The organism is Bacillus sp. FSL E2-8868, assembly GCF_038005505.1.
Classification (GTDB): Bacteria; Bacillota; Bacilli; order Bacillales; family Bacillaceae_G; genus Bacillus_A; species Bacillus_A mycoides.
Genome location: NZ_JBBOTI010000001.1, coordinates 1,680,157 through 1,701,764 on the forward strand (window position 1 = coordinate 1,680,157; position 21,608 = coordinate 1,701,764).

Annotated in this window: 17 protein-coding genes and 1 pseudogene; 12 read left to right on the forward strand and 6 right to left on the reverse strand. The window is 34.0% G+C overall.

The window, feature by feature from the left end; all coding sequences use genetic code 11:
- Positions 1-26 precede the first annotated feature (26 nt).
- Positions 27-1,970 carry a tetracycline resistance ribosomal protection protein gene (tet, locus tag NSS74_RS08800; RefSeq protein WP_340813419.1) on the reverse strand — a complete coding sequence of 648 codons (1,944 nt, stop codon included), beginning with the start codon at positions 1,968-1,970 and terminating at the stop codon, positions 27-29.
- Between the two features lie 265 nt (positions 1,971-2,235).
- Between tet and NSS74_RS08805 the strand changes: the two genes are divergently transcribed.
- From NSS74_RS08805 to colA, 8 genes and pseudogenes are all read left to right on the forward strand, one after another.
- Complete coding sequence (locus NSS74_RS08805) at positions 2,236-2,664, forward strand: MarR family winged helix-turn-helix transcriptional regulator (protein WP_000204168.1); 429 nt, start codon at positions 2,236-2,238, stop codon at positions 2,662-2,664.
- Positions 2,665-2,682: 18 nt separating this feature from the next.
- Complete coding sequence (locus NSS74_RS08810) at positions 2,683-3,321, forward strand: nitroreductase family protein (RefSeq protein WP_000185377.1); 639 nt, start codon at positions 2,683-2,685, stop codon at positions 3,319-3,321.
- Between the two features lie 46 nt (positions 3,322-3,367).
- Positions 3,368-3,661 carry a putative quinol monooxygenase gene (locus tag NSS74_RS08815; RefSeq protein ID WP_002142306.1) on the forward strand — a complete coding sequence of 98 codons (294 nt, stop codon included), beginning with the start codon at positions 3,368-3,370 and terminating at the stop codon, positions 3,659-3,661.
- A 305-nt stretch (positions 3,662-3,966) separates the two neighbouring features.
- Positions 3,967-4,473 (forward strand): DUF3902 family protein, encoded by a 507-nt coding sequence (locus tag NSS74_RS08820; RefSeq protein ID WP_002142305.1) that lies wholly within the window; start codon positions 3,967-3,969, stop codon positions 4,471-4,473.
- 448 nt (positions 4,474-4,921) lie between these two features.
- Positions 4,922-6,088 (forward strand): serine hydrolase domain-containing protein, encoded by a 1,167-nt coding sequence (locus tag NSS74_RS08825; RefSeq protein ID WP_012261188.1) that lies wholly within the window; start codon positions 4,922-4,924, stop codon positions 6,086-6,088.
- Positions 6,089-6,454: 366 nt separating this feature from the next.
- On the forward strand, positions 6,455-8,197 hold the full coding sequence (locus tag NSS74_RS08830) for an adenine deaminase C-terminal domain-containing protein (protein WP_012261187.1): 1,743 nt from the start codon (positions 6,455-6,457) through the stop codon (positions 8,195-8,197).
- Between the two features lie 117 nt (positions 8,198-8,314).
- Positions 8,315-8,822 (forward strand): annotated as a pseudogene (locus NSS74_RS08835) (hypothetical protein).
- A 487-nt stretch (positions 8,823-9,309) separates the two neighbouring features.
- Complete coding sequence (gene colA, locus NSS74_RS08840) at positions 9,310-11,946, forward strand: collagenase ColA (protein ID WP_012261185.1); 2,637 nt, start codon at positions 9,310-9,312, stop codon at positions 11,944-11,946.
- Between the two features lie 218 nt (positions 11,947-12,164).
- Here the strand turns inward: colA and NSS74_RS08845 are convergent, their stop codons facing one another.
- Positions 12,165-13,544 carry a catalase gene (locus tag NSS74_RS08845; RefSeq protein ID WP_012261184.1) on the reverse strand — a complete coding sequence of 460 codons (1,380 nt, stop codon included), beginning with the start codon at positions 13,542-13,544 and terminating at the stop codon, positions 12,165-12,167.
- A gap of 270 nt (positions 13,545-13,814) precedes the next feature.
- Here NSS74_RS08845 and NSS74_RS08850 point away from each other — a divergent pair, with 270 nt between their 5' ends.
- Together NSS74_RS08850 and NSS74_RS08855 are read left to right on the forward strand one after the other, a co-directional pair.
- Entirely contained in the window at positions 13,815-15,032 is a 1,218-nt protein-coding gene (locus NSS74_RS08850) for an aspartate aminotransferase family protein (protein ID WP_002190021.1), read from the forward strand.
- Positions 15,033-15,335: 303 nt separating this feature from the next.
- Entirely contained in the window at positions 15,336-16,787 is a 1,452-nt protein-coding gene (locus NSS74_RS08855) for an MFS transporter (protein WP_012261183.1), read from the forward strand.
- 68 nt (positions 16,788-16,855) lie between these two features.
- On the opposite strand, the gene NSS74_RS08860 is transcribed toward NSS74_RS08855, so the two are convergent.
- From NSS74_RS08860 to NSS74_RS08870, 3 genes are read right to left on the reverse strand one after another with little or no spacing between them, the layout of a single operon-like run.
- A complete protein-coding gene (locus NSS74_RS08860) occupies positions 16,856-17,965 on the reverse strand; it encodes a DUF4018 domain-containing protein (protein ID WP_012261182.1) in 1,110 nt (369 codons plus the stop codon).
- Positions 17,940-19,103: a DUF58 domain-containing protein gene (locus NSS74_RS08865; protein WP_012261181.1), complete on the reverse strand. Its 1,164-nt coding sequence runs from the start codon at positions 19,101-19,103 to the stop codon at positions 17,940-17,942. The genes NSS74_RS08860 and NSS74_RS08865 overlap by 26 nt, the downstream gene beginning before the upstream one ends.
- Positions 19,100-20,029, reverse strand: a complete 930-nt coding sequence (locus NSS74_RS08870) for an AAA family ATPase (RefSeq protein ID WP_012261180.1) — start codon at positions 20,027-20,029, stop codon at positions 19,100-19,102. Before NSS74_RS08870 ends, NSS74_RS08865 begins: the two co-directional genes overlap by 4 nt.
- 204 nt (positions 20,030-20,233) lie before the next feature.
- Between NSS74_RS08870 and NSS74_RS08875 the strand changes: the two genes are divergently transcribed.
- Together NSS74_RS08875 and NSS74_RS08880 are read left to right on the forward strand one after the other, a co-directional pair.
- Positions 20,234-20,551, forward strand: coding sequence for a PadR family transcriptional regulator (locus NSS74_RS08875; RefSeq protein WP_000991891.1), 318 nt, complete (start codon positions 20,234-20,236; stop codon positions 20,549-20,551).
- Positions 20,552-20,558: 7 nt separating this feature from the next.
- Positions 20,559-21,095, forward strand: coding sequence for a DUF2812 domain-containing protein (locus NSS74_RS08880; RefSeq protein ID WP_002137004.1), 537 nt, complete (start codon positions 20,559-20,561; stop codon positions 21,093-21,095).
- 117 nt (positions 21,096-21,212) lie between these two features.
- Here NSS74_RS08880 and NSS74_RS08885 read toward each other — a convergent pair whose 3' ends face one another.
- A complete protein-coding gene (locus tag NSS74_RS08885; RefSeq protein ID WP_012261179.1) occupies positions 21,213-21,509 on the reverse strand; it encodes a hypothetical protein in 297 nt (98 codons plus the stop codon).
- Between the last annotated feature and the right edge of the window lie 99 nt (positions 21,510-21,608).

Genomic DNA, 21,608 nt, shown 5'->3' on the forward strand with positions numbered 1-21,608 from the left:
AGGTGCAATTTGCACCTCTTTTTTATTTAATAAGCCTTCAACACATGAAGTAAATAATCTTTCCGATTTAGCGGATTAAAGTCAACACGTTTTCGAGTAGGGAAGGGAGCCGTCAGCTTTGTGAAACCAGTTGGCTTTGTTATAAAGATACCTTCTCCTTCAGTAAATGAATGGAGCATTCGTTTAAAATCCTCTATTTTTGCAACAGGTAATGATCCTGTTAAATGGTAAGAATCATTATGCAACGTAGGCTCTGCAAAAGTTGCTGGAATAGCAGCAAGCTTATACATTGCGGTACTAATTGCGTGCTCCGGTACAGTTAATTCGAACTCGTTTACTGGTTCAAATGCACATGTTTCAGCGTGCTTTAAAGCATCCATTAAAACGAGTGGTGTTAAATTTCTAAAGTCACTTGCTGTTGTAACAGGGCTTGCATAACCAGTATGTGTTAACGTGACGATAATGTCCGTAACTTCCCATCCGTACAAACCTTGTTTTAACGTTTGAAATACAGTATCTTCAATCGCTTTATGAAATGCTAAAGGCAATGATCCAAGCTCAACACCTAACTTATATGTTATGCCAGAATTCAGTTCACCACGTTCAACTTTGAAGCCGATTGTCGCGTAAAATGGATTCGTTTTTTCTCCCATTAATTCAGCAGAATTCCCAATGCCAATTGGTTTCTCAATACATACAACCCGCGTATTTGAGAAAGTAACCTGCAAATTATATTTCTCAAAAAGTGTTGTTTCAATTACTTCTTTTTGTACTTCCCCGAAAAGGCGAATATATAGTTCATTATGAATATCATCTTTCCACACTTTAATGAGCGGATCTTCTTCACATAGATCCATAAGTGCAGCGTATAGATCATGAATTCGTTCTTTTGGTACTGCTTCAATAGCAGCTTCCATTTGCGGTTCGGCAAAGTGAATATCTTTTATATAATCCGTCCGCTTACCGATAATATCACCAATTTTGATATTCGTAAGTCCCCATACTTTGCAAAACTCTCCACTATGAACAGTAGAGGCTTGAACTGCATTTCCATTATGAAATATGCACATTTTTTTAATCTTTTCCTTATGTGGTAGAGACTCACTACGCTGAATATCAACATATTTTCTAACGTGTAAACGACCAGAAAATAGTCTTACGTAAGCAATCTTTTCGCCAGAAGATTCACGTTCAATTTTAAAAACAACACCGGATAATGTTTCATCTTGTGCCGATTTAGTAGCTGGAATTAAGGCTGAAATATTTTTAAGTAATTCAGTTACTCCTATACCTGTCATTGCTGAACCAAAAAAGATAGGAAACACATTTGCTTGCTGTATTTGCTTTTCGAGTTCTTTTCTTAATAGTGCATCCGGTATTATTTCGTTATTTACATATGACTCAAGCAATGATTCGTTAAATGGTGCTAATCGTTCAATACAATCGTCATAGGATTTATATTCAATAATCCGTACTTCCTTTGTACCTTCGTTTTCTACAGAGTAGAAGGGGGATGCTTCATTTGAAAGAAGCTCTTTTATTTGTTTCACAACTTTTTCAGTATTTGCGCCACTACGGTCTATTTTATTAACAAATAATATAGTAGGTATGTTTAATTTCTGTAATGTCCGCATTAAAATCTTCGTTTGTGCTTGCACACCTTCAACGGCAGAGATAACTAAAATCGCACCGTCTAAAACGCGGAATGATCGCTCCACTTCAGCGATAAAATCAGCATGTCCAGGTGTATCAATAACATTTACTTTTAAATCATCAATAAAGAAAGAAACGACAGATGCTTTAATCGTAATTCCGCGTTGTCTTTCTAATTCCATTGAGTCAGTTTGCGTATTGCCACTATCTACTCGGCCAACTTCTTTAATCACATTCGTTTCATAAAGAATACGCTCAGTCAAACTCGTCTTGCCAGCATCTACGTGCGCGACAATCCCTATATTTATTGTTGTCATATATAAATATCCTCATTTCATTTTCCATTTTCATATCCTCATTTCTATTTGTGTATTGCCGCATTACAATCACTCTCCAGTCATTTGAATTATTACTATTATAATGTAATTTACATTTTTTGTAACGCGACAAAGCGCCTTAATTTGGAAAAAATAAAAATGAAAACAAAATGCTTGCATTCTAAATCGATATAGATTATATTAATTGACATATCAACTATTGATGCATCAAATATTTTTGTTTTGCATGTAAAGGAGGGGTAATTTGACAAGTTCATGCTCAAAAGAAGCAATAATTTTATATAAATTACACTTTCTAAATAAAGAAGTAAGTTCGAAGTTTGAAGGGTGTACGGGTATGAGTCAATCTAGACTAGAGCTTATACTTCAGTTATATGAAGTAGATGAAATTAGTCAAAAAGCACTTCAGCAAGAAGTGAATATTGATAATGCCGCGATTACGAGGCATTTAAAACAGCTGGAAGCAAACGGAATGATTACAAGACGTAAAAATCCAGATGATAACAGAATTACGTTAGTTTCTCTTACAGAAGAGGGGCGAAATAAAATTCAAGTGTATCAAGAGGAAAAAGAGCGTTTCGCTACTTCAGCATTTAAAGGATTAAGTGAAGAAGAACGCGACAATCTTTTAACGATGTTAGACCGCATTCAAGAAAATATAAAAGAACTTTAAAAAAGGGAGAATACAACTATGACTAACTCAGTAAAAACAAATGATTTTAACGAAATTTTAACAGGACGTCGTTCAATTCGTAAGTACGATCCTTCAGTAAAAATTAGCAAAGAAGAAATGACAGAAATTCTTACAGAAGCAACACTTGCACCATCTTCAGTAAACATGCAACCATGGAGATTCCTTGTTATTGAAAGTGACGAAGCAAAAGCAACACTGGCTCCACTTGCGAAATTCAATCAATCTCAAGTAGAAACATCTTCAGCGATGATTGCTGTATTTGGTGACTTAAACAACTTTGATAACGCAGAAGAAATTTACGGTACAGCAGTAGAGCGCGGACTTATGCCAGCTGAAGTAAAAGAAGATCAAATGAAAAAACTTTCAGGTTACTTCTCAATGGTTACACCAGAAGTAATGAAAGATACTGTACTAATTGACGGTGGTCTTGTAGCGATGCAATTTATGTTAGCAGCACGTGCTCACGGCTATGATACTTGCCCAATTGGTGGATTTGAAAAAGACCAAATCGCAGAAGCTTTCGGATTAGACAAAGAGCGTCACGTACCAGTTATGTTAATTTCAATCGGAAAAGCTGCTGACAGTGGTTATCCATCAGTACGTCTTCCAATTGAAAAAGTTGCTGAGTGGAAGTAATTTTATAACAAAACAGAAATAAGTGAGATATGAGAGGGGAAACACCATGATTATTATTCACGCAATATTTCAAGTAGATCCAGCAAAACAACAATCATTTTTAGAAGAAATTCAGCCACTACTTCATGGTTCAAGAGAAGAAAGTGGAAATGTATCTTACGATTTATATAAAGATACTGAAAAAGAAAGTGTTTATACGATGGTAGAAGTATGGAAAGATGAAGCAGCAGTTGCGAGTCATAATACGAGTGAACACTTCACATCTTTCGTTAGTAAAGCATCACAGTTTTTAAATGCTCCGCTTGATATAAAAGCTTATAATGGAACGTTAGTAAAATAATATGGTTATAGAAGATGACTTTGGCGTATGCTGAGGTCATCTTTTTTATTTACTTATATTTAATTGCATGTTAATGTATACTTAATTTTTTAATATCTCTACCAATGGAAAAAGAATATACAAGCTATATGGAACTCTTTGTAGAGTATTGCTTCTTTAATTGTTCATGAGTGTATCTTTGTTTTATTAATATAGAATGAAAAAAGGATACATTAGAGCTAAACGATTAACGGGTAGCATGTTAATAAAAAATTACATGAGTTTAGTAAAAACTTATAATTTATTTTTAAGGGTGTGAAAATATAATGAAACCGGTATTGAAAAGCATACTTATTTCCTTTGCTTTTTCTGCAGTAGGGATGTGTTGGTTGCTGTTCATGTTATTTAGAGGAGGCGGAGACTGGTTATTGTCTTGGATAGGTGTATTAATGGCATATTTATCTTTATACACTTTAATAGATTTATATTGTAAAAATACATACGAAAAAACATTAAATATAGTGCTTATAAAATCAACAGTTACTACCTTTAGTTTTGGAGTATTAGGAATCATATTTGGTATAATACACGAGCTATTAACACCATGGAGTCTCAGTTTAATGGTTTGGTATTGGCTGCTAATTCTACTTTTATTTTTAACGACCATAATATTATTAGTTATTTTAGTATTTGTAAATCGTAAAGATCAAAATTTCCCCGGGGTATATAGATTACTTATACTTCTAAGTTTACTTCTTACGTTAGGACCAGTATTGTGGCCACTATTTCTTACTATTCTTGGAAATGGTATGAATGCTAGTGCAGGATGGTAAAACTGAATAAAGATTAGTAGTTTAAAGAAGTGAATGGAATAAAAAGTTGATATAGGGTTTTAAGTAAGAGAACGTGTTTTGATAAATTGAAAACACGTTCTTTTTTTATTGTTAATCTTAATATGAACTCCTTAAATTTATAAGATAATTCGATTGGGAAAAAGATATGTTACTGGAACAAACATATATGTACCTTTGAAACGAACACAATTAATGAATCATCTTAAAAATAATAAAGATGAGGTGAAATGAAAATAAGGGCAGTTAAGTGGCTGTCCTTATTTTATATGCCCTTTTTATTTTCATGCATAGCTCTTTCTCAGTTTATCGTATCAAAATTTGAACGTAAGTATTTCGTAAGGAATGGATAAGAAAAAAGAGAGTTTTATCATATAGGATTAAAGTATAACTTGAATTAATCCGATATTAATAGAGGAGAGGGAGCCTTATGAAAAAATGTAATTCAATTAAGTTAGCAAGTTTAGCAGTTTTATTAGCGGGTACTACTCTATTCACACCAGGTTTTACTGTGAAAGCAGAGTCAGCCCAAAATATTTCTAGTTCGTCAGAAGCACATGATCAAAAGAACCGGAATAGTTGGAAAAAAGTAATGCAGGAAACAATACAGCTTGGAACACCAGGAATATTAGCGAAGACGTCTAACAATGGAAAGATTAGTAGTTATACTGCTGGCGTCGCGGATTTAAATACAAAGAAAACAATGAAATCGGATTATCGTTTTCGGATTGGGAGTGTGACGAAGACTTTTACCGCTACGACTGTTCTTCAATTAGTAGGAGAAAATCGCGTGCAACTTGACGATCCAATTGAAAAGTGGCTACCGGGTCTCATTCAAGGAAATGGGTATGATGGCAATCAAATTACGATACGTCAACTTTTGAATCATACGAGTGGTATAGCTGAATACTTAAAGTCAAAAGACGCTGATATTATGAATTCGAAAAAAACGTATACAGCAGAAGAAATAGTGAAAATAGGACTTTCTCTACCCCCAGATTTTTCACCAGGTAAGGGATGGTTGTATTCAAACACAGGATACGTCATATTGGGAATGCTTATTGAAAAAATAACTGGAAATAGTTATGCGGAAGAAATTGAAAAGCGAATTATTGAGCCTTTGGATCTGTCAAATACGTTTTTACCAGGGAATTCACCCGTAATTCCAGGTAAGAATCATGCCCGAGGGTATATGAAAATTGATGAAACAAGTGAATTGAAAGACATGACGTATTATAATCCGAGTTTAGCTAATGCAGCTGGAGATATGATTTCAAATGCGGACGATTTAAATACGTTCTTTGCATCTTTACTCGGTGGTAAGTTACTGAAAGAACGCGAGCTAAAAGAAATGCTTACTACAGTTCCTATAGAAGGAAAAGGTCTTGGTGATGGATATGGTCTTGGGATCTATGAGACGAAACTTTCAAATGGTGTTTCAATTTGGGGTCATGGAGGGTCGATTCCTGGATTTACAACTTTTGTTGGCGGAGTAATTGGAGGCAAACATACATTGGCTGTCAGTATTAACTCTTTAGGTGCGATTGATGTTTTAACACAGTTTAATAAAATGATGCAAGTTGAATTTAAGAAATAGATGAAAAGAAAGCGAATGGAATCCGGCTTTAGTTGTAAATAAAAGAGATGCTTTTTAATTTTGCAAATAAGGACAGTATTAGCATTCATGGTATGGCAGCAATCAAGTATATGTAGAACATAAATACGGATACAAGTGTAATTCAATCTTATAGTCTAGTATAAAAAAGATGTCAGTTGCATGACATCTTTTTTATTTTGGATCAAAGAGATATATTATAAATTTCGAAAATTGTTATTTTTGTAATCATTCCATATAATAAAGAGTATAGGGGATATACAGGGGAGTTAGGACTGGATAATACTTTAGTTAGTTAATTATTTTTGTTTTAATAAATAAAAGTAAATTGATGTGGAGTGAAATACATTGGGACAAAATCAGTTTAGATGGAGTAACACACAATTACGAGAACATGTTGAAGTAATAGATGGCACAAGAAGCCCGCACATTTTATTCAAGAATGCAACATATTTAAATTCCTATATGCGCGAGTGGGTGCAAGCAAATATTTGGATCTATGATGACCGCATTATATATGTAGGAGAAAAACTACCAGAGCAACTACACGAATGTGAAGTCATTGATTGTGATGGAAAGTATGTAGTTCCTAGTTACATAGAACCGCATGCACATCCATATCAATTATATAATCCTGAAACTTTAGCAAATCATGCGATGCAATTTGGTACAACAACTTTCATTAATGATAATTTAACTTTGTTTTTCACATTACAACGGGAAGTAGCGTTTCGTTTATTAGATGAATTTAAAAAGATTCCAGCAAGTATGTATTGGTGGTGTCGTTTCGATGGACAGACTGAACTACAGAATGGGGAATCTTTATTTAATAGTGAAGAAATAATGGGATGGCTGAAGCATGAAGATGTTCTTCAGGGCGGCGAGTTAACAGCATGGCCGAAACTATTACATGGCGATGATGAAATGTTAAATTGGGTGCAGGAAACAAAGCGGTTACAGAAAAAAGTAGAAGGTCATTTTCCCGGTGCGTCTGAATCAACGTTAGCGAAGTTAAAGTTACTAGGTGCTGATTGCGATCATGAAGCGATGACAGGACAGGAAGCATTAACACGCCTTATGCAAGGTTACACCGTTACTCTTAGAAACTCTTCTATCCGTCCAGATTTAGAAGTTTTACTGAAAGAATTGCTGGAATTAGGTGTCAAGCAATTTGATAGATTCATGTTCACAACAGATGGTTCACATCCGTCATTTTATGAAAACGGAATGACGAATGTTATGATTTCTACCGCGATAAAACAAGGAGTTCCAGTAATAGATGCTTATCATATGGCAAGTTATAATATTGCTCGTTATTATAATATGGAGCATTTACACGGCGCGATCGCGACAGGAAGAATTGCAAATATTAATATTTTGGAAAGTAAAGAAAATCCGATTCCAATAAGTGTAATTGCAAAGGGGAAATGGATGAAGCGTGACCGAATAAACAAAAATGCATCATTACATATAGACTGGAGTAAATTCAAAGTAACTCCATTATCATTAGACTGGTCTTTAAAGAAAGAAGATATGATTTTTTCTGAAACAACAGGTATAAAATTATTAAATGATGTTATTTCAAAACCATATGTAACTGAAATCGACTTAAACGGTGAAGAACTTTCTATTGAGCATGATGAATGTTTCCTTATGATGATTGCTCGTGATGGCACTTGGCGAGTGAATACAGTTGTGAAAGGTTTTGCGAATGGATTAGGAGGTCTTGCTAGCTCTTATTCCGGTACAGGTGACATCATTCTTATTGGAAAAAGGAAAGAAGATATGCTTACAGCTTTTCATAGAGTAAAAGAGCTAGGTGGCGGTATGGTAATAGCGGAAAGAAATGAAGTGTTACACGAAATTGCATTACCATTGCTCGGGATTATGTCCGATTTAAAAATGAGCGCATTAATACATAAAGAGAAAAAGATGGTGAAATTACTGCAAGAGCGAGGTTATTCTTTTAACGATCCAGCTTTCACAATACTATTCTTTTCAGCGACTCATCTACCTTTCATTAGAGTGACACCAGTTGGTTTATATGATGTGAAAAGTGGTAAGGTACTTGCTACGCCGATTAAATGTTAAATATAAATCCCTTATAAAAATCAATTTTATAGGGGATTTATTATTTTCAGTATAAGAATAGAATCACCTCAAAAACAAATAATATAGTATCTAAATCATTTGAGGTGATACTTAAATATGAAAAAACTATTGTATGTTTTAAGTGTATTTATTTTGTGCGTATCTATACAGCATGTGGTACATTCTCAGTCAAATGCACCAGGGTTATCTTCAGATTGTCTGGAAGAAAGTAAAATTCGTGATGAAAAGTATGTGAAAAACATTATGAATGACATTATATCTACATTTGATTTAAAGATTGATGAAAATAGTTTTTGGGAAATTAGTAAAAGAGACCTAGAGGCTGCGCATTTGATGTATGGCGGAAGGGAAAATGATTCTTATTATAATTCGCTAACTAAAGTTTATGATAGTGGTGGATATAGGGGAGAGCCTAGATTATTTGTGAAGGCGCAAGAAGCATTTTTACTTTATAAAGAAATAGACGATACTAATGTAATGAAACGCCTAAATCTTGAAAAAGGGGAATGGATTGTTACTGAAACGAAAAAGAAGCAAGGGAAAATCGTGGAATACAAGCCGTTACAATGTGAAAAAGAGAAATGAGTATCATAATATGAACTGATGTAACAAAATGCTAATTAATGTTGTTTTTATCAACCGATAGCCTGTTATCTATATAAAATAGAAAAAGGTAAGTAAACATATTATCCTTTTGTAATATGTTTATTTACCTTTTTGAATGGGGTTAGTTGAAAACTATTTGCTGGCTAATGCAAAAATAATTTCCAACGAATCCTTCATCGTAAAAAGAGGAGTTTGTGTCAAAATATTTATACATTGCTGAAACATCTATGTATATTTTATTCTACAGTATTAATAAAAGAATGTTGGCTATTCATAAGAAATAGCATTGGCACAGTTTTTGCTTGTATTAAATGTAAGGAAGGGGAATTGTATGTAAGGAATCTGTATTCGTAATAGTATAAAACAAGCTACTATTGCATCATTGATCATACTTGTATTTATAGCGGAACTGTAAATACATACAAATAAGTATTTTCTGGTTTTAATATTCTGAATTTTCTTTAAAGTTATTAGGGGGCAATGGTATGGTTAAATATTCGAAAATTTCTAAGCTGATTCTTGGTGTGGGACTAGTGACAATATCATGTAATGGTTTGCAAATTCAAGCAGAGACAAAAGAGAAAAATGTGAAGAGCGTATTACAAATGGAGCCGGTAGGAATACAGAAATCTGTTGATGAGTTGGCGCACTCTTCAACAGTACAAGAAAATGCATCTTTTACAAAACGGTTAAAGTTATCGGATTTATCGCAGCGTCCGCTAGCACCAAACGAGGATGTTAAACCGTTAGCTGAAGAAAAAAAGTATTCGATGGCTGAGTTAAATCAATTAAGTAACAAACAATTAACTGATCTTCTTGTGACGATTAAATGGTATCAAATCCCGGAGTTATTTCAGTTTAATAGTGATAGTCTCAAGTTCTATCAAGATGATAGCCGAATGCAAGCAATCATTAATAAACTAGCAGAACAAGGTCAAACTTATACGAAAGATGATTCAAAAGGGATTGAAACGTTAGTAGAAGCTCTACGTGCAGCATTTTATTTAGGTTTTTACCATGATGAATTAAGCAAACTAAATGAGCGTAGCTACCATGATAAATGTTTACCGGCTTTAAAAACAATTGCAAAAAATCCGAATTTCAAACTTGGTACATCAGAACAAAATAAAGTTATTTCATCATATGGGAAATTAATTGGAAATGCATCGGCTGATGTTGAAACGGTTTTATATGCAGGTGAAATTTTTAAACAATATAACGATAATCTTGCAACTTTCATTGAAGACCGAACGAAAGGAGACGCTATTTATGAGTTGATGAAGGGAATTGACTTTGATATTCAGACGGATATGTACACGACTGGAAAAGAGCCAAAAGATACGATGTGGTATCGCAATATTGATAACTTTATTAATGAAGTAAATCGTTTTGCACTAATTGGTACTGTAACAAATAAAAACGGATGGTTAATTAATAATGGAATTTACTATGCTGGTCGATTAGGCAAGCTTTATAGTACACCAACAAAAGGCCAGCAAGTTGTTACAGAAGCGATGCGGATTTATCCACATTTAGGGGAGCAATATTTTGTTGCAGCAGAACAAATTACTACAAATTACGGAGGAGTAGATGCGAACGGAAAAACAATAAGTTTAGATCAAATTCGAGAAGAGGGTAAAAAGAAATATTTACCGAAAACGTATACGTTTGATGATGGAGCTATTGTCTTTAAAACAGGGGATAAAGTTAGCGAAGAGAAAATTAAACGTCTATACTGGGCGGCAAAAGAAGTACGCTCTCAATTTTATCGTACAGTTGGTAGTGATAAACCACTTGAAAGTGGACATGTTGATGATGTGTTAACGATGGTTATTTATAATAGTCCAGATGAATATCAATTTAACCGTCAATTGTATGGATATGAAACGAATAATGGTGGAATGTACATTGAAGGAACGGGAACTTTCTTTACATATGAACGTACACCAGAGCAAAGTATTTATAGTTTGGAAGAATTGTTCCGCCATGAATTTACACACTACTTACAGGGAAGATACGAGGTTCAGGGATTATGGGGCCAAGGGGAAATGTATCAAAATGAACGTTTAACATGGTTTGAAGAAGGGAATGCAGAGTTTTTTGCAGGTTCAACGCGATTAGATAGTGTAGTACCACGAAAAAGTATAATTGGTGGATTATCTTATGATCCTGCAAAACGTTATACAGCAGCACAAACATTAAATGCGAAATATGGAACGTGGGATTTTTATAACTATTCGTTTGCATTGCAATCATATATGTATAATAACCGTCCTGAAATGTTCGATAAAGTGCATGATTTAATTCGTGCAAATGATGTTTCAAGTTACGACGCATATCGTTCTACATTAAGCAAAGATAATAAATTAAATGAAGACTATCAATCTTATATGCAAATGCTTATTGATAATCGCGATAAGTATACAATTCCACAAGTATCAGATGAGTACTTAGCGCAGCATGATCCAAAATCGATTTCGGATGTTACATCAGATATCACAAATGAAGCAAAGTTAAAAGATGTGAAGGTAACAAAAAATAAATCACAATTCTTTAATACATTTACACTACAGGGGACATATACAGGAAGTGCGGCAAAAGGAGAAATTGAGGACTGGAAAGTGATGAATCAAGCAACAAATGATATGTTGAAACGTCTTTCAGGAAAAGAGTGGACTGGATATAAAACATTGACTGCTTATTTTGTAAATTACCGTGTTAATAATGCTGGACAATTTGAATATGATATTGTATTTAGCGGAGTGAATACGGAAGAAGGTACGGCTGTAGAAAAAGAACCGAATAATTCATTTGATACAGCGAATCCACTATCTTTGAACACTTTATTAAGAGGAAACTTAAGCGATCAAGATCAGGGGGATAAATTTGTTATCGATGTAAAGGATCAAAAAGATTTACAGATTTCTGTTACGAACGAACAAAACCTTGGAATGAACTGGGTATTATATTCTGAATCAGATCTAAATAATTATGTAGCTTATGCAACTAAACGTGATGGAAACAAATTGCTTGGAAATTATAATGCGAAGCCAGGGAAATATTACTTAAGTGTATATAAGTATGGCGGTGGAACAGGGAATTATACAGTGCAAGTAAAATAATTTACTATAGTTTGTTTTGAAAGGCTACTTATCGCATTTTTTAGTTAAATAAAGTATTTAATGTTAAACATTAAACTACTTCAATATACCCCTGTTCTATAATTAGAACAGGGGTATATTGGTTTTATATTTTTAAATTATATAACCTCATTGGATTTTGACAAGAAAATAATTAATATAGATTTGAATTCTCATTCGTAAAGCATGTTTTAATCTTCTTAATGCTCTTTCATTTTTGTCCCAATGCTTGTTTTCAAATCAGTTGATACTTGATCGAAATACCCCAAAACTATCTTCCTAATATCATCGGATATAACGTTCAAATCACTAGCTAAATTTTCAGCAAGGTGTTCTTTCTCTATTTGTGTTAACTTTTCATAAAATTCACCAGGCTGCACAAAATCGTCTTGCTTAGTTATAGAAGTTCTTTCAAGCTTTCCTTCAACGTATCTTCCGTCACCGCTAGTTGCTTGATTAGCAGGTGTCCAATTTTGCTGTTGGTTGATCGCTATTTTACGAAATTCAGGTCCAATTCTTCTTCTTTGAGAATCACTATAAATGTTAGCACGACCTTGTAGCATTTTATCATCTGATAGTTCTGCACCGTCTAGTAAATTAGAAGGGGAGAAAGCGACCTTTTCTACTTGTTCTTTATAGTTTTCAGGATTTTTATTTAATATCATTTTGCCTACTGGTATAAGAGGATACTCCTTTTCATCCCATACTTTTGTATCATCTAAAGGGTCATAAGAAAGGTGTGTTTCATCTTTAGGATCCATGAGCTGGACATATAAACCATATTCCACTGCTTTACCAGCCTCAATTGTATCGTATAAATCTTTCCCGCTATAATCAGGATTTTCGGCGGCCAGTTTATTTGCTTCCTCACTAGTAATGAATTGTACACCTTCAAATGGATACCAATGATACTTTACATACTTTCGATAACCTTGAGCATTTCTCCAAACATATGTATTTACACTATGTCCTGGGATGTGGCGAAGACTTTTTACCGTACCAGCATCAGAGTATAAACGGACAACAAAATGAATGGATTCGGGTGCTCTAGCAACAAAATCCCAAAATCTATCAGGGTCTATTAAGTTATTTTTAGGTGAAGGCAATAACGCATTAATAGTTTCAGGGAAACGCATCGGATCACGAACAGAAAAGACAGGAAGGTGATTACATAAAAGATCAAATACGCCTTCTTTTGTATAAAATTTTGTAGCAAAACCCCGTACATTTCTAGAAGTATCAGGTGTTCCTTTCGTACTAACAGCTAATGAAAATCGAACCATAACAGGAACTTTCTCATTTGAATTTTGTAAAAAGCTTAGTTTTGTATGTTCAGACATCGGATATATCGTTTGAAAATAACCGAATGCACCAAATCCTTTTGCATGAACAGGTCTTTCTAAAATTTTTTCGTGAATAAATTCTTGTAACGCCTCGTGCAGTACATTATCTTGCTTTAAAATAGGTCCACGTGAACCAACTGTTTGAGAGTGAAGTTTAGCTTGTTCATTACGTTCTCCATTTTCATTAAAGCCTTTTCCTAGTAAAGATTGTCCCTGTTTATCATAGTTTTCATCCATCGATATAGCCTCCAAATCTTTTTTTCCATTGTTACTAAATATGATTTTATAGCCTTGATTATGTATGACACGCAAAGTTCAAAATAGTAACAGACCGCTAGATGAAAAAAACGTGTATGTAGTGGACCTGTTGAAATAGAAGAAATTATGGAAAAATGAATATCGGGAAGAAAATTACTATTAAAATTACAATCTTAAAAATGAATTTATATATGACTTTATAGAGAATGAACATAAATAAACAGGGAAAATAACTAGGAGGAATTTAAAATGTCGGATTGGTTTCAATTAGATAAAGAATATATGATGCCTACGTATTGTCGTACGAAGGTTGCAATAGAAAGAGGAGAAGGGTGCAAGCTTTATGATGTGGATGGTAAAGAGTATGTAGATTTATTTTCTGGTGTCGGAGTGAACGTATTAGGGTATAATCACCCGAAAATCGTGCAAACGACAATGGAACAAGTTACGAAATCTCTGCATCTCCCATTTCATTTTTTAAACCCAGTTGCGATTGAGTATGCAAAGAAATTAGTTGATTGCTCTTTAAAAAATGGAAAAGTCTTTTTTACAAACTCTGGTACGGAAGCGACAGAAACAACGTTGAAATTAATTGATAAATATAGAGCGAATACGCATGAGGAACGTGAAGGAATCGTAGTGCTGAAGAATAGCTTCCACGGGCGTACGTTAGGGGCACTTCATTTTACGAGACAAGAAAGTGTATATCAAAATTTCCCTAAAACATCGATTCCTGTATATGAAGTAGAGCGCGAGAATATAGAGCAATTAGAAGAAACAATTGTTAAAGAAAATCCAATTGCGATTATGCTAGAGCCTGTATTAGGTAGCGGGGGGATATACCCTTTATCGGGTGAATATTTACATGGTGTTCAAAACTTATGTGATAAATATAATGTTATTCTTATCGTTGATGAAGTTCAAAGTGGTATGGGGAGAACTGGTAAACTATTTGCTTATCAAAATTTCAATATTACACCGGATATTATTCAAATTGGTAAGGGAGCAGGAGGCGGGATACCGCTTGGCGGAATCATTGTAGGTGAAAAGTTATGTGATGTATTTGCACCAGGAGATCACGGCACAACGTTTGCTCATTCTTCAATGGGAACGGCTTTAGGGTTAACGGTTTTAAATACATTGATTGACGATGGTTTAATGCAAGAAGCGTATGAAACATCACACTATCTAAATGATAAATTGCAAGAAATTCAGAAAGAAAATTCTTATTATATTCAGGAAGTACGTCATGCTGGAATGATGTTTGGAATTAGTTTGAATGATAAGAATGAAAATGTTAAGAAATTACAGGTGGAGCTAATGGAGAAAGGAATGTTAGTTGATGTTACACAAGGGAACATCATCCGTTTACTTCCTCCATATATAATTACTAAAGAAGAAATTGATGCATTTATTTATGAGTTTATCTCCTGTATTCATAGCTTATCAGCTATAGCGAGTGTTTAAAAAACTTTATAAAAAAGTACCTTATTTTTAATTCAAATAAGAAGAAAATAGGGGTGAAAAAAATAAATTTACGTATTAAAATAAAAAGCTGAAAAAGGTACTCGTATAGCGCCTTATTCAGCTTTTTAAAATAGTAAATTACTTAACATAGGAAGCATCTCATTGGACAAATAATTAATTATGTGAAACAATAATAACAGATAAGGAGACGTTGCTTTTCCTTAAGTGCTTCGTATTGAATTTATTCTAGTAAGAGAAGGTGTGCTTAAAGAAGTTAAATTAAATAAGGAGCTGTTTTACTATATGCAACAAAATAATGATTTAAATTTTGAACCTCAAGACGTTAATATTGTCAATTCTAAACAAGCGAAAAAAGCAGTTATTGCTACTGGCATTGGGAATGCAATGGAGTGGTTTGACTTTGGATTATACGCGTATTTAGCGGTAATTTTAAGTCAATTATTCTTCTCAGGTGTGGATAATAGTGGTTTGCAACTTGTACTAACATTTGGTACATTTGCGGCGGCCTTTCTCGTTCGACCAATCGGAGGTATTTTCTTTGGTAGAATAGGAGATAAATACGGCCGAAAGATTGTTTTAAGTACAACTATTATTTTAATGGCACTTTCTACATTATTCATCGCATTACTACCAACCTATGAACAAATTGGTGTATGGGCACCAATACTACTTTTAATTGCTCGAATGATTCAAGGCTTCTCTACAGGCGGCGAATATTCAGGTGCAATGGTTTATATCGCAGAATCTTCTCCAGATAAAAAGCGTGGTATACTCGGTAGTGGTCTTGAAATTGGAACACTCTCAGGTTACATTGCTGCCTCGGTAATTGTTACCATTTTAACGTTATTATTAACAGATGAGCAAATGCTCAGCTGGGGATGGCGTATTCCTTTCTTAATTGCTGCACCAATTGGTTTGGTCGGTTTATATTTACGACGTCATTTAGATGAATCTCCAATCTTTCAAGAGATGGAAAAAGCACAAGAGGAATCTGAAGACAACGAACAATTTTCATTTATGGATATATTAAAATATCACAAAAAAGACTTCTTATTAAGCACAGTAATTGTTGCCTTCTTTAACATTACAAACTATATGATCCTTTCGTATATTCCTTCTTATTTAACACAAGTACTAAAAGTCAAAGAAACAACTGGCTTATTAATTATTTCAATTACGATGGCACTTATGATTCCACTGGCACTTTATTTCGGTAAATTAAGTGATAAAGTAGGTAATAAACGCGTAGTGCAAATTGGTTTACTTGGTTTAGCATTATGTTCAATTCCAGCATTTTTATTAATTGGTAACGGACATATTGTAGCCATGTTTGCGGGTATTTTCATTTTAGGTTTCTTCCTTAGTGTTTATGAAGGAACATTGCCTTCGTTATTACCAGCACTCTTTTTCACCGATGTACGTTATCGTGCGCTTTCTATCTCCTTTAATATTTCTGTATCTATATTCGGTGGTACAACGCCGCTTGTATGTTCATACTTAGTTCATGCTACTGGTAATCCACTGGCACCAGCATTTTATTTAACTGGTGTAAGTGTAATTGGATTAATTGTGTTTAGTGTACTGTTTGTCACAACATCAGGACGTGCACTAAAAGGTTCTTACCCTACTGTAGAATCGAAAAAAGAAGCACATCAAATTGCTAAAGAGGATCCTGAAGAAACACTTTGGTGGCATGAAGAATCTTTAGAAATTGAAGCAGGAAAAAAAGCATAATTTGTGAAAAGCAACGTGGACTTTTACACAAAAAGACTCCTAGTTTAATAGGAGTCTTTTTGTATACATCATTTTCTCTTCTTCTCCAAACTCTTCTGATACGCATAAAGCTTATAAACCTCTTCCTTAAATTCATGCAGAAGTACAGTGTTTTCACCATTTGAATAACGCACTGCATTATACGCGTCTATAATAATATGACTCTGAATATTTACCTCTTCTTCATCATTAATTCTCTCTAGCCAAGCTTCAACAGTTTCTCCTCGTTCTCGGTTTAAAGGAGGAGATAGCTTACTCTCGAGTTTGAAAATTTCTTTTCGAATTTCGTTATGTGGTGGTTTATTTCGTTTGAAGCGTTTTTGGCTAATGCCTTTTTTATCAGTAATGATTGTAGATTCAAAGACAGGCATATTTGGTAAACTTAAATGTTTTCGTTTTTTTACTATTTTCCAAACGACGTAAATAGCGATGGCTGTACAGACCAATATTGTAATGCTATTTATGAGAGTTGGATCAAAAGGACGCTGCCCCAGTTCCTCTTTAATTTGAGGATCTTTTAAATTTCCTTTATTCGACCAAAAGTCGTCTGTATCTTTTAATGCAGCTGCCGAGAACAATGGATTTAAAGCATAACCAAATCCTAAGGCAACTACTTGTATGATATAGGAAAAAAGAAGCCGAATATAAGGAAATACCGGAATAAGTAAAGCGCTAATTATTCCAATCGTAATAATAGAAGTGAAACGTAATAGCTGTTGATTACGATTGGAACCTGTTAACCAAAATGTAATCATAATGTGTAAAGTTAATAGTAACAATTTCCACAATGGCGGAAAGGGGGCATAAAATATAGCTGAAACGACAAACCATACAATACCGCCTAACGATTTTTGTACTGGATATCCCGGTCCAACAGAGTGTACGATAAAGAAAAACAGTGGTAATAATATTGTGCCTAAAATAGAGAAAGGTAGAAATAAAGAACAACCGATTATTTGAATAACTAACAGTAGTACAAAACCTGTTGTTTTTTTCTTCATAAATTTATGAATAAGAAATACTCCTACATAACCGGTCACTAAAAATATAGCAATACCAATGAGTTCATCTCTTTCCGTTAATAATGAAAGAAGGAGGAGCAGAATAAAGTCATTAACGTGATAGAGCCAAGTTTTCAAGCTTTTCCACCATCCCTTCATTATTAATGAGGAACGTAGGCTGAGATAGAAGAGGGAGCTCCTTTTTCTGCAAACCAATGTATATCATTGTAGATGAGCGTTCCCTTTTTCTCGTTACATAGTGAAGAAATCCTTGTTTCGGAAGTAGCGTACTATCATCTGAAATACGTGCTAATTCTTCTAACGCTTTGGCGTAATGTGTTTGTCCTTCGTTTAATGGTAAAAGCAAAGGGCCACCTTCTGCTAAAACACTAATAAATAACTCAAACGGAATTTGATGCTTCGTTGCGAATTGACAAATGTACGTTGTAAATGAAATAAGGTCTTCTACATTTTCTTTCCAACCAAACCCACGATCAGCAGCTAAAGAAAGACAAATCGTCCAACTATAATTTTTTACAGGTTCATATTGCTTCGCTTGTAACGCCTGCATTTTAGCAGATGCTTTCCAATGAATAGAGCGGAAAGATTCACGTTCATATCGTTTAACACCGATAATGGATGTTTCATCATTGTAAAAAGAGAAATTCGTTCGATACGAACCTGTTAATAGTTGCTGAAGTTCTTGTAAACCGGCCACCTCTTTAGGAGAAGGGTACACAATAATTTCAGTCTTTAACTTATCGAAAACAGGTAAATGTACAGTTAAAAGATGAAAAGGATCTTTTAAAACACATTCGAGCTGTTCAATTTGAAACACACCACGCTTCGTTGCGGTTAATGTTAAATCCCATTTTTGTGCTGAATGAGCAGGTTGTGAAAATGGGAAAGAAAATAACGTTTTCGATATTTGTTCAATCCCTTGATCTTTATGCGGTATAAGAGATGAATTTAAATGAAAATAACAAATGCCGTTAACGAGTGGTATATTTGCACCATTTTTTAAATGAATAAAAAACTGTCCAGATTCATCAGGGAAAAGCCGAGTTGTTTGTTTTTCATTTATAACTTGAAATCTTTTCTCTATGTAAGCGACATATTTATAAATGAAAATCGCAAATAAATAGTAGAAGAAAAAGAGAAACATAATAATTCGTTGCGGCAGAAAAAACGTAAATAGTATAGCGCCTGGCACAGTTAATTGAATAATATGGAGTTGGAAAAATAAAGGTACAGTTACAACGCGCTGTCCATTCACGCTTGTTCAATCTCCACAGGTACGTCAACTTCTTTTAAAATCCTTTGCATTAATTCATTTTTTGTCGTACGTAAAGCTCCTTCCATCGATAAGACGATACGGTGATTCCAAACGGAAGGAACTAAAAATTGTATATCTTCAGGTGTGCAGTATTCTCTGCCGCGTAAAAAGGCTAGTGCTTGAACCGCACGTACTAAAGCTAATGTAGCACGCGGGCTTACACCGTTAGCAATGTAATCATGATTTCTTGTAGCGTGAGCAAGCTTAATAATGTAATGTTCTAACGGTTCTGATACGAAAATTTCTTTCACTTGTTTCTGTGCTTCTAAAATGTCTTCTAAAGAAATGACAGATGTGACGCTTTCTAACGGTGCATTGTTACGAAAACGGCGCATCATTTTTAATTCATCTTCAGGAGACGGATAACCAATTGAAATCGTCATTAAAAAGCGATCAAGTTGTGCATCTGGAAGAGGGAAAGTTCCTTGTGATTCAATCGGGTTTTGCGTCGCAATAACAAAGAACGGTTTCGGAAGAGGAGTAGACTGCTTTTCAAGCGTTACTTGTCGTTCTTCCATCGCTTCTAACAAACTAGATTGTGTTCTCGGCATCGCGCGGTTAATTTCATCTGCAAGTAGTATATTTGTCATAACTGGTCCAAGTCTTAATTCGAATTCACTAGTTTTTGGATTGAAATATTCAATACCTGTTACATCACTCGGAAGTACATCAGGGGTAAATTGAACGCGAGAAAAATTACCACCAATGCTTTTAGAAATTGTTTTTGCTAGTAATGTTTTTCCGGTACCAGGTACGTCTTCAAGCAGTACATGTCCATCAGCAAGCAGTGAAACGAGGAGTAAATCAATTACATTTTCCTTACCGACAAAAACAGATCCTATGTTTTCTTTTAATTTATTTATCATATGTATCATTCCTTTCAAAATAAAAGTGGATATTTCTATATTTTAACAAATTATTCAGAAAATTGGTATGATTTTTTAATCCGAAGAAATAGATATTTAATTTTAATATTACACTTGCATATTTTGGAATATGATTATACAATATCGTTATACGATGTATCGCTAGTCGATATATCAGTAAGCGATGTATCGGAGGTAGTTATAATGAATGCGAAAGCGCAAAAATACATTCCATTAACTGAGGCGACATATTACATATTGTTGTCACTTGTAAAGCCAATGCATGGTTATGGAATTATGCAAATGGTAGAAGAGATGACAAATGGGGAAGTAAAGCTCGGTCCTGGTACTTTATACGGGAATACGACGAAATTACTAAAAGAAAAGTTAATTGTTGAAGTTGCCTCTACAGACAGAAAGAAGTGCTACGAGTTAACACCATTTGGTAGAGAAGTGTTAGAGCTAGAGTATAACAGGTTGCAGAGATCTGTAAGAAATGGAAACAGTATATTAGGGGAGTGAATGGAAGATGGAGACAAAGAAGGTATTTAAATTTTTTACGGCATGGAATTTAGAAAAAGAAGAAGTTTTTTTACGAAAGATGCATCAGCAAGGCTGGGCGTTACAAAAATATAATATGATGTATACGTTTAAGAAAACCGAGCCGAAAGATGTAATATATAAAGCGGATTTTAGATTGGTTTATAGAGATTCAAAAGAAAAACAACAAGAGTACTTCGAAATATATGAAATGTCTGGTTGGAAACGCGTAACGAGTTTTACAAGATGGAATTATTTTTGTAAAGAAGTAGAAGAGGAAAATGAGTTACCTGACATATATTCAGAGAAGGACACGAAGGTGCAAAAAATGAAGGAGTTATTACAATTTTTTGCATTTATTTCAATAGCTATGTTACCGTTAATGTTTAACACGTTTTTAAATTCAACAGAATCAATAGTGCCAATGTGGGCGAAAGTTATGATGGGGCTTGTTAGTTGTATGTATGTTTATTTCTTTATAAGGATCTCTTGGAAAATTAAGAAATTGAAAAGCGAAATATTATAATAAAGAGTGGATTTTAAAAGAAGATGATTTCGTAGATATTATACGGGAATCATCTTCTTTCATTTCTATGTAATTTTATTTTGTTCACTCTTTTTTACATAATAAAAGACTGTATATTTAAGGCATAGAACTAACAGTTACAAAGATAATACTAGTAATAATACCTAAAAAAATCATAAATGATGAAGAAACGATTAATAATAATGAACTACTGATTAATACTATTTTATTAGAGTTTTGATGTTTAAAGTGGTAATAAAGTAAAAAGCCGCAAACAGTAGAAACAATCCATATAGCTAGACCGTAAGGAGTTGTTATCTTCTTCCAATCGAAAATCCAAAAGTAAAAAATACCTATGTGACAAGTTAATAGTAGAAATGTAGATGGAATCATTAACTTTTTATTTAAAATCATTTATTTCACCTCTCTTATGTAAATATTACTAAAAGAGTGTGGAGTTGAAAATATAATATGGAAGTGAATAAGGTTTTCACTTAAAGAAACTACGAGATG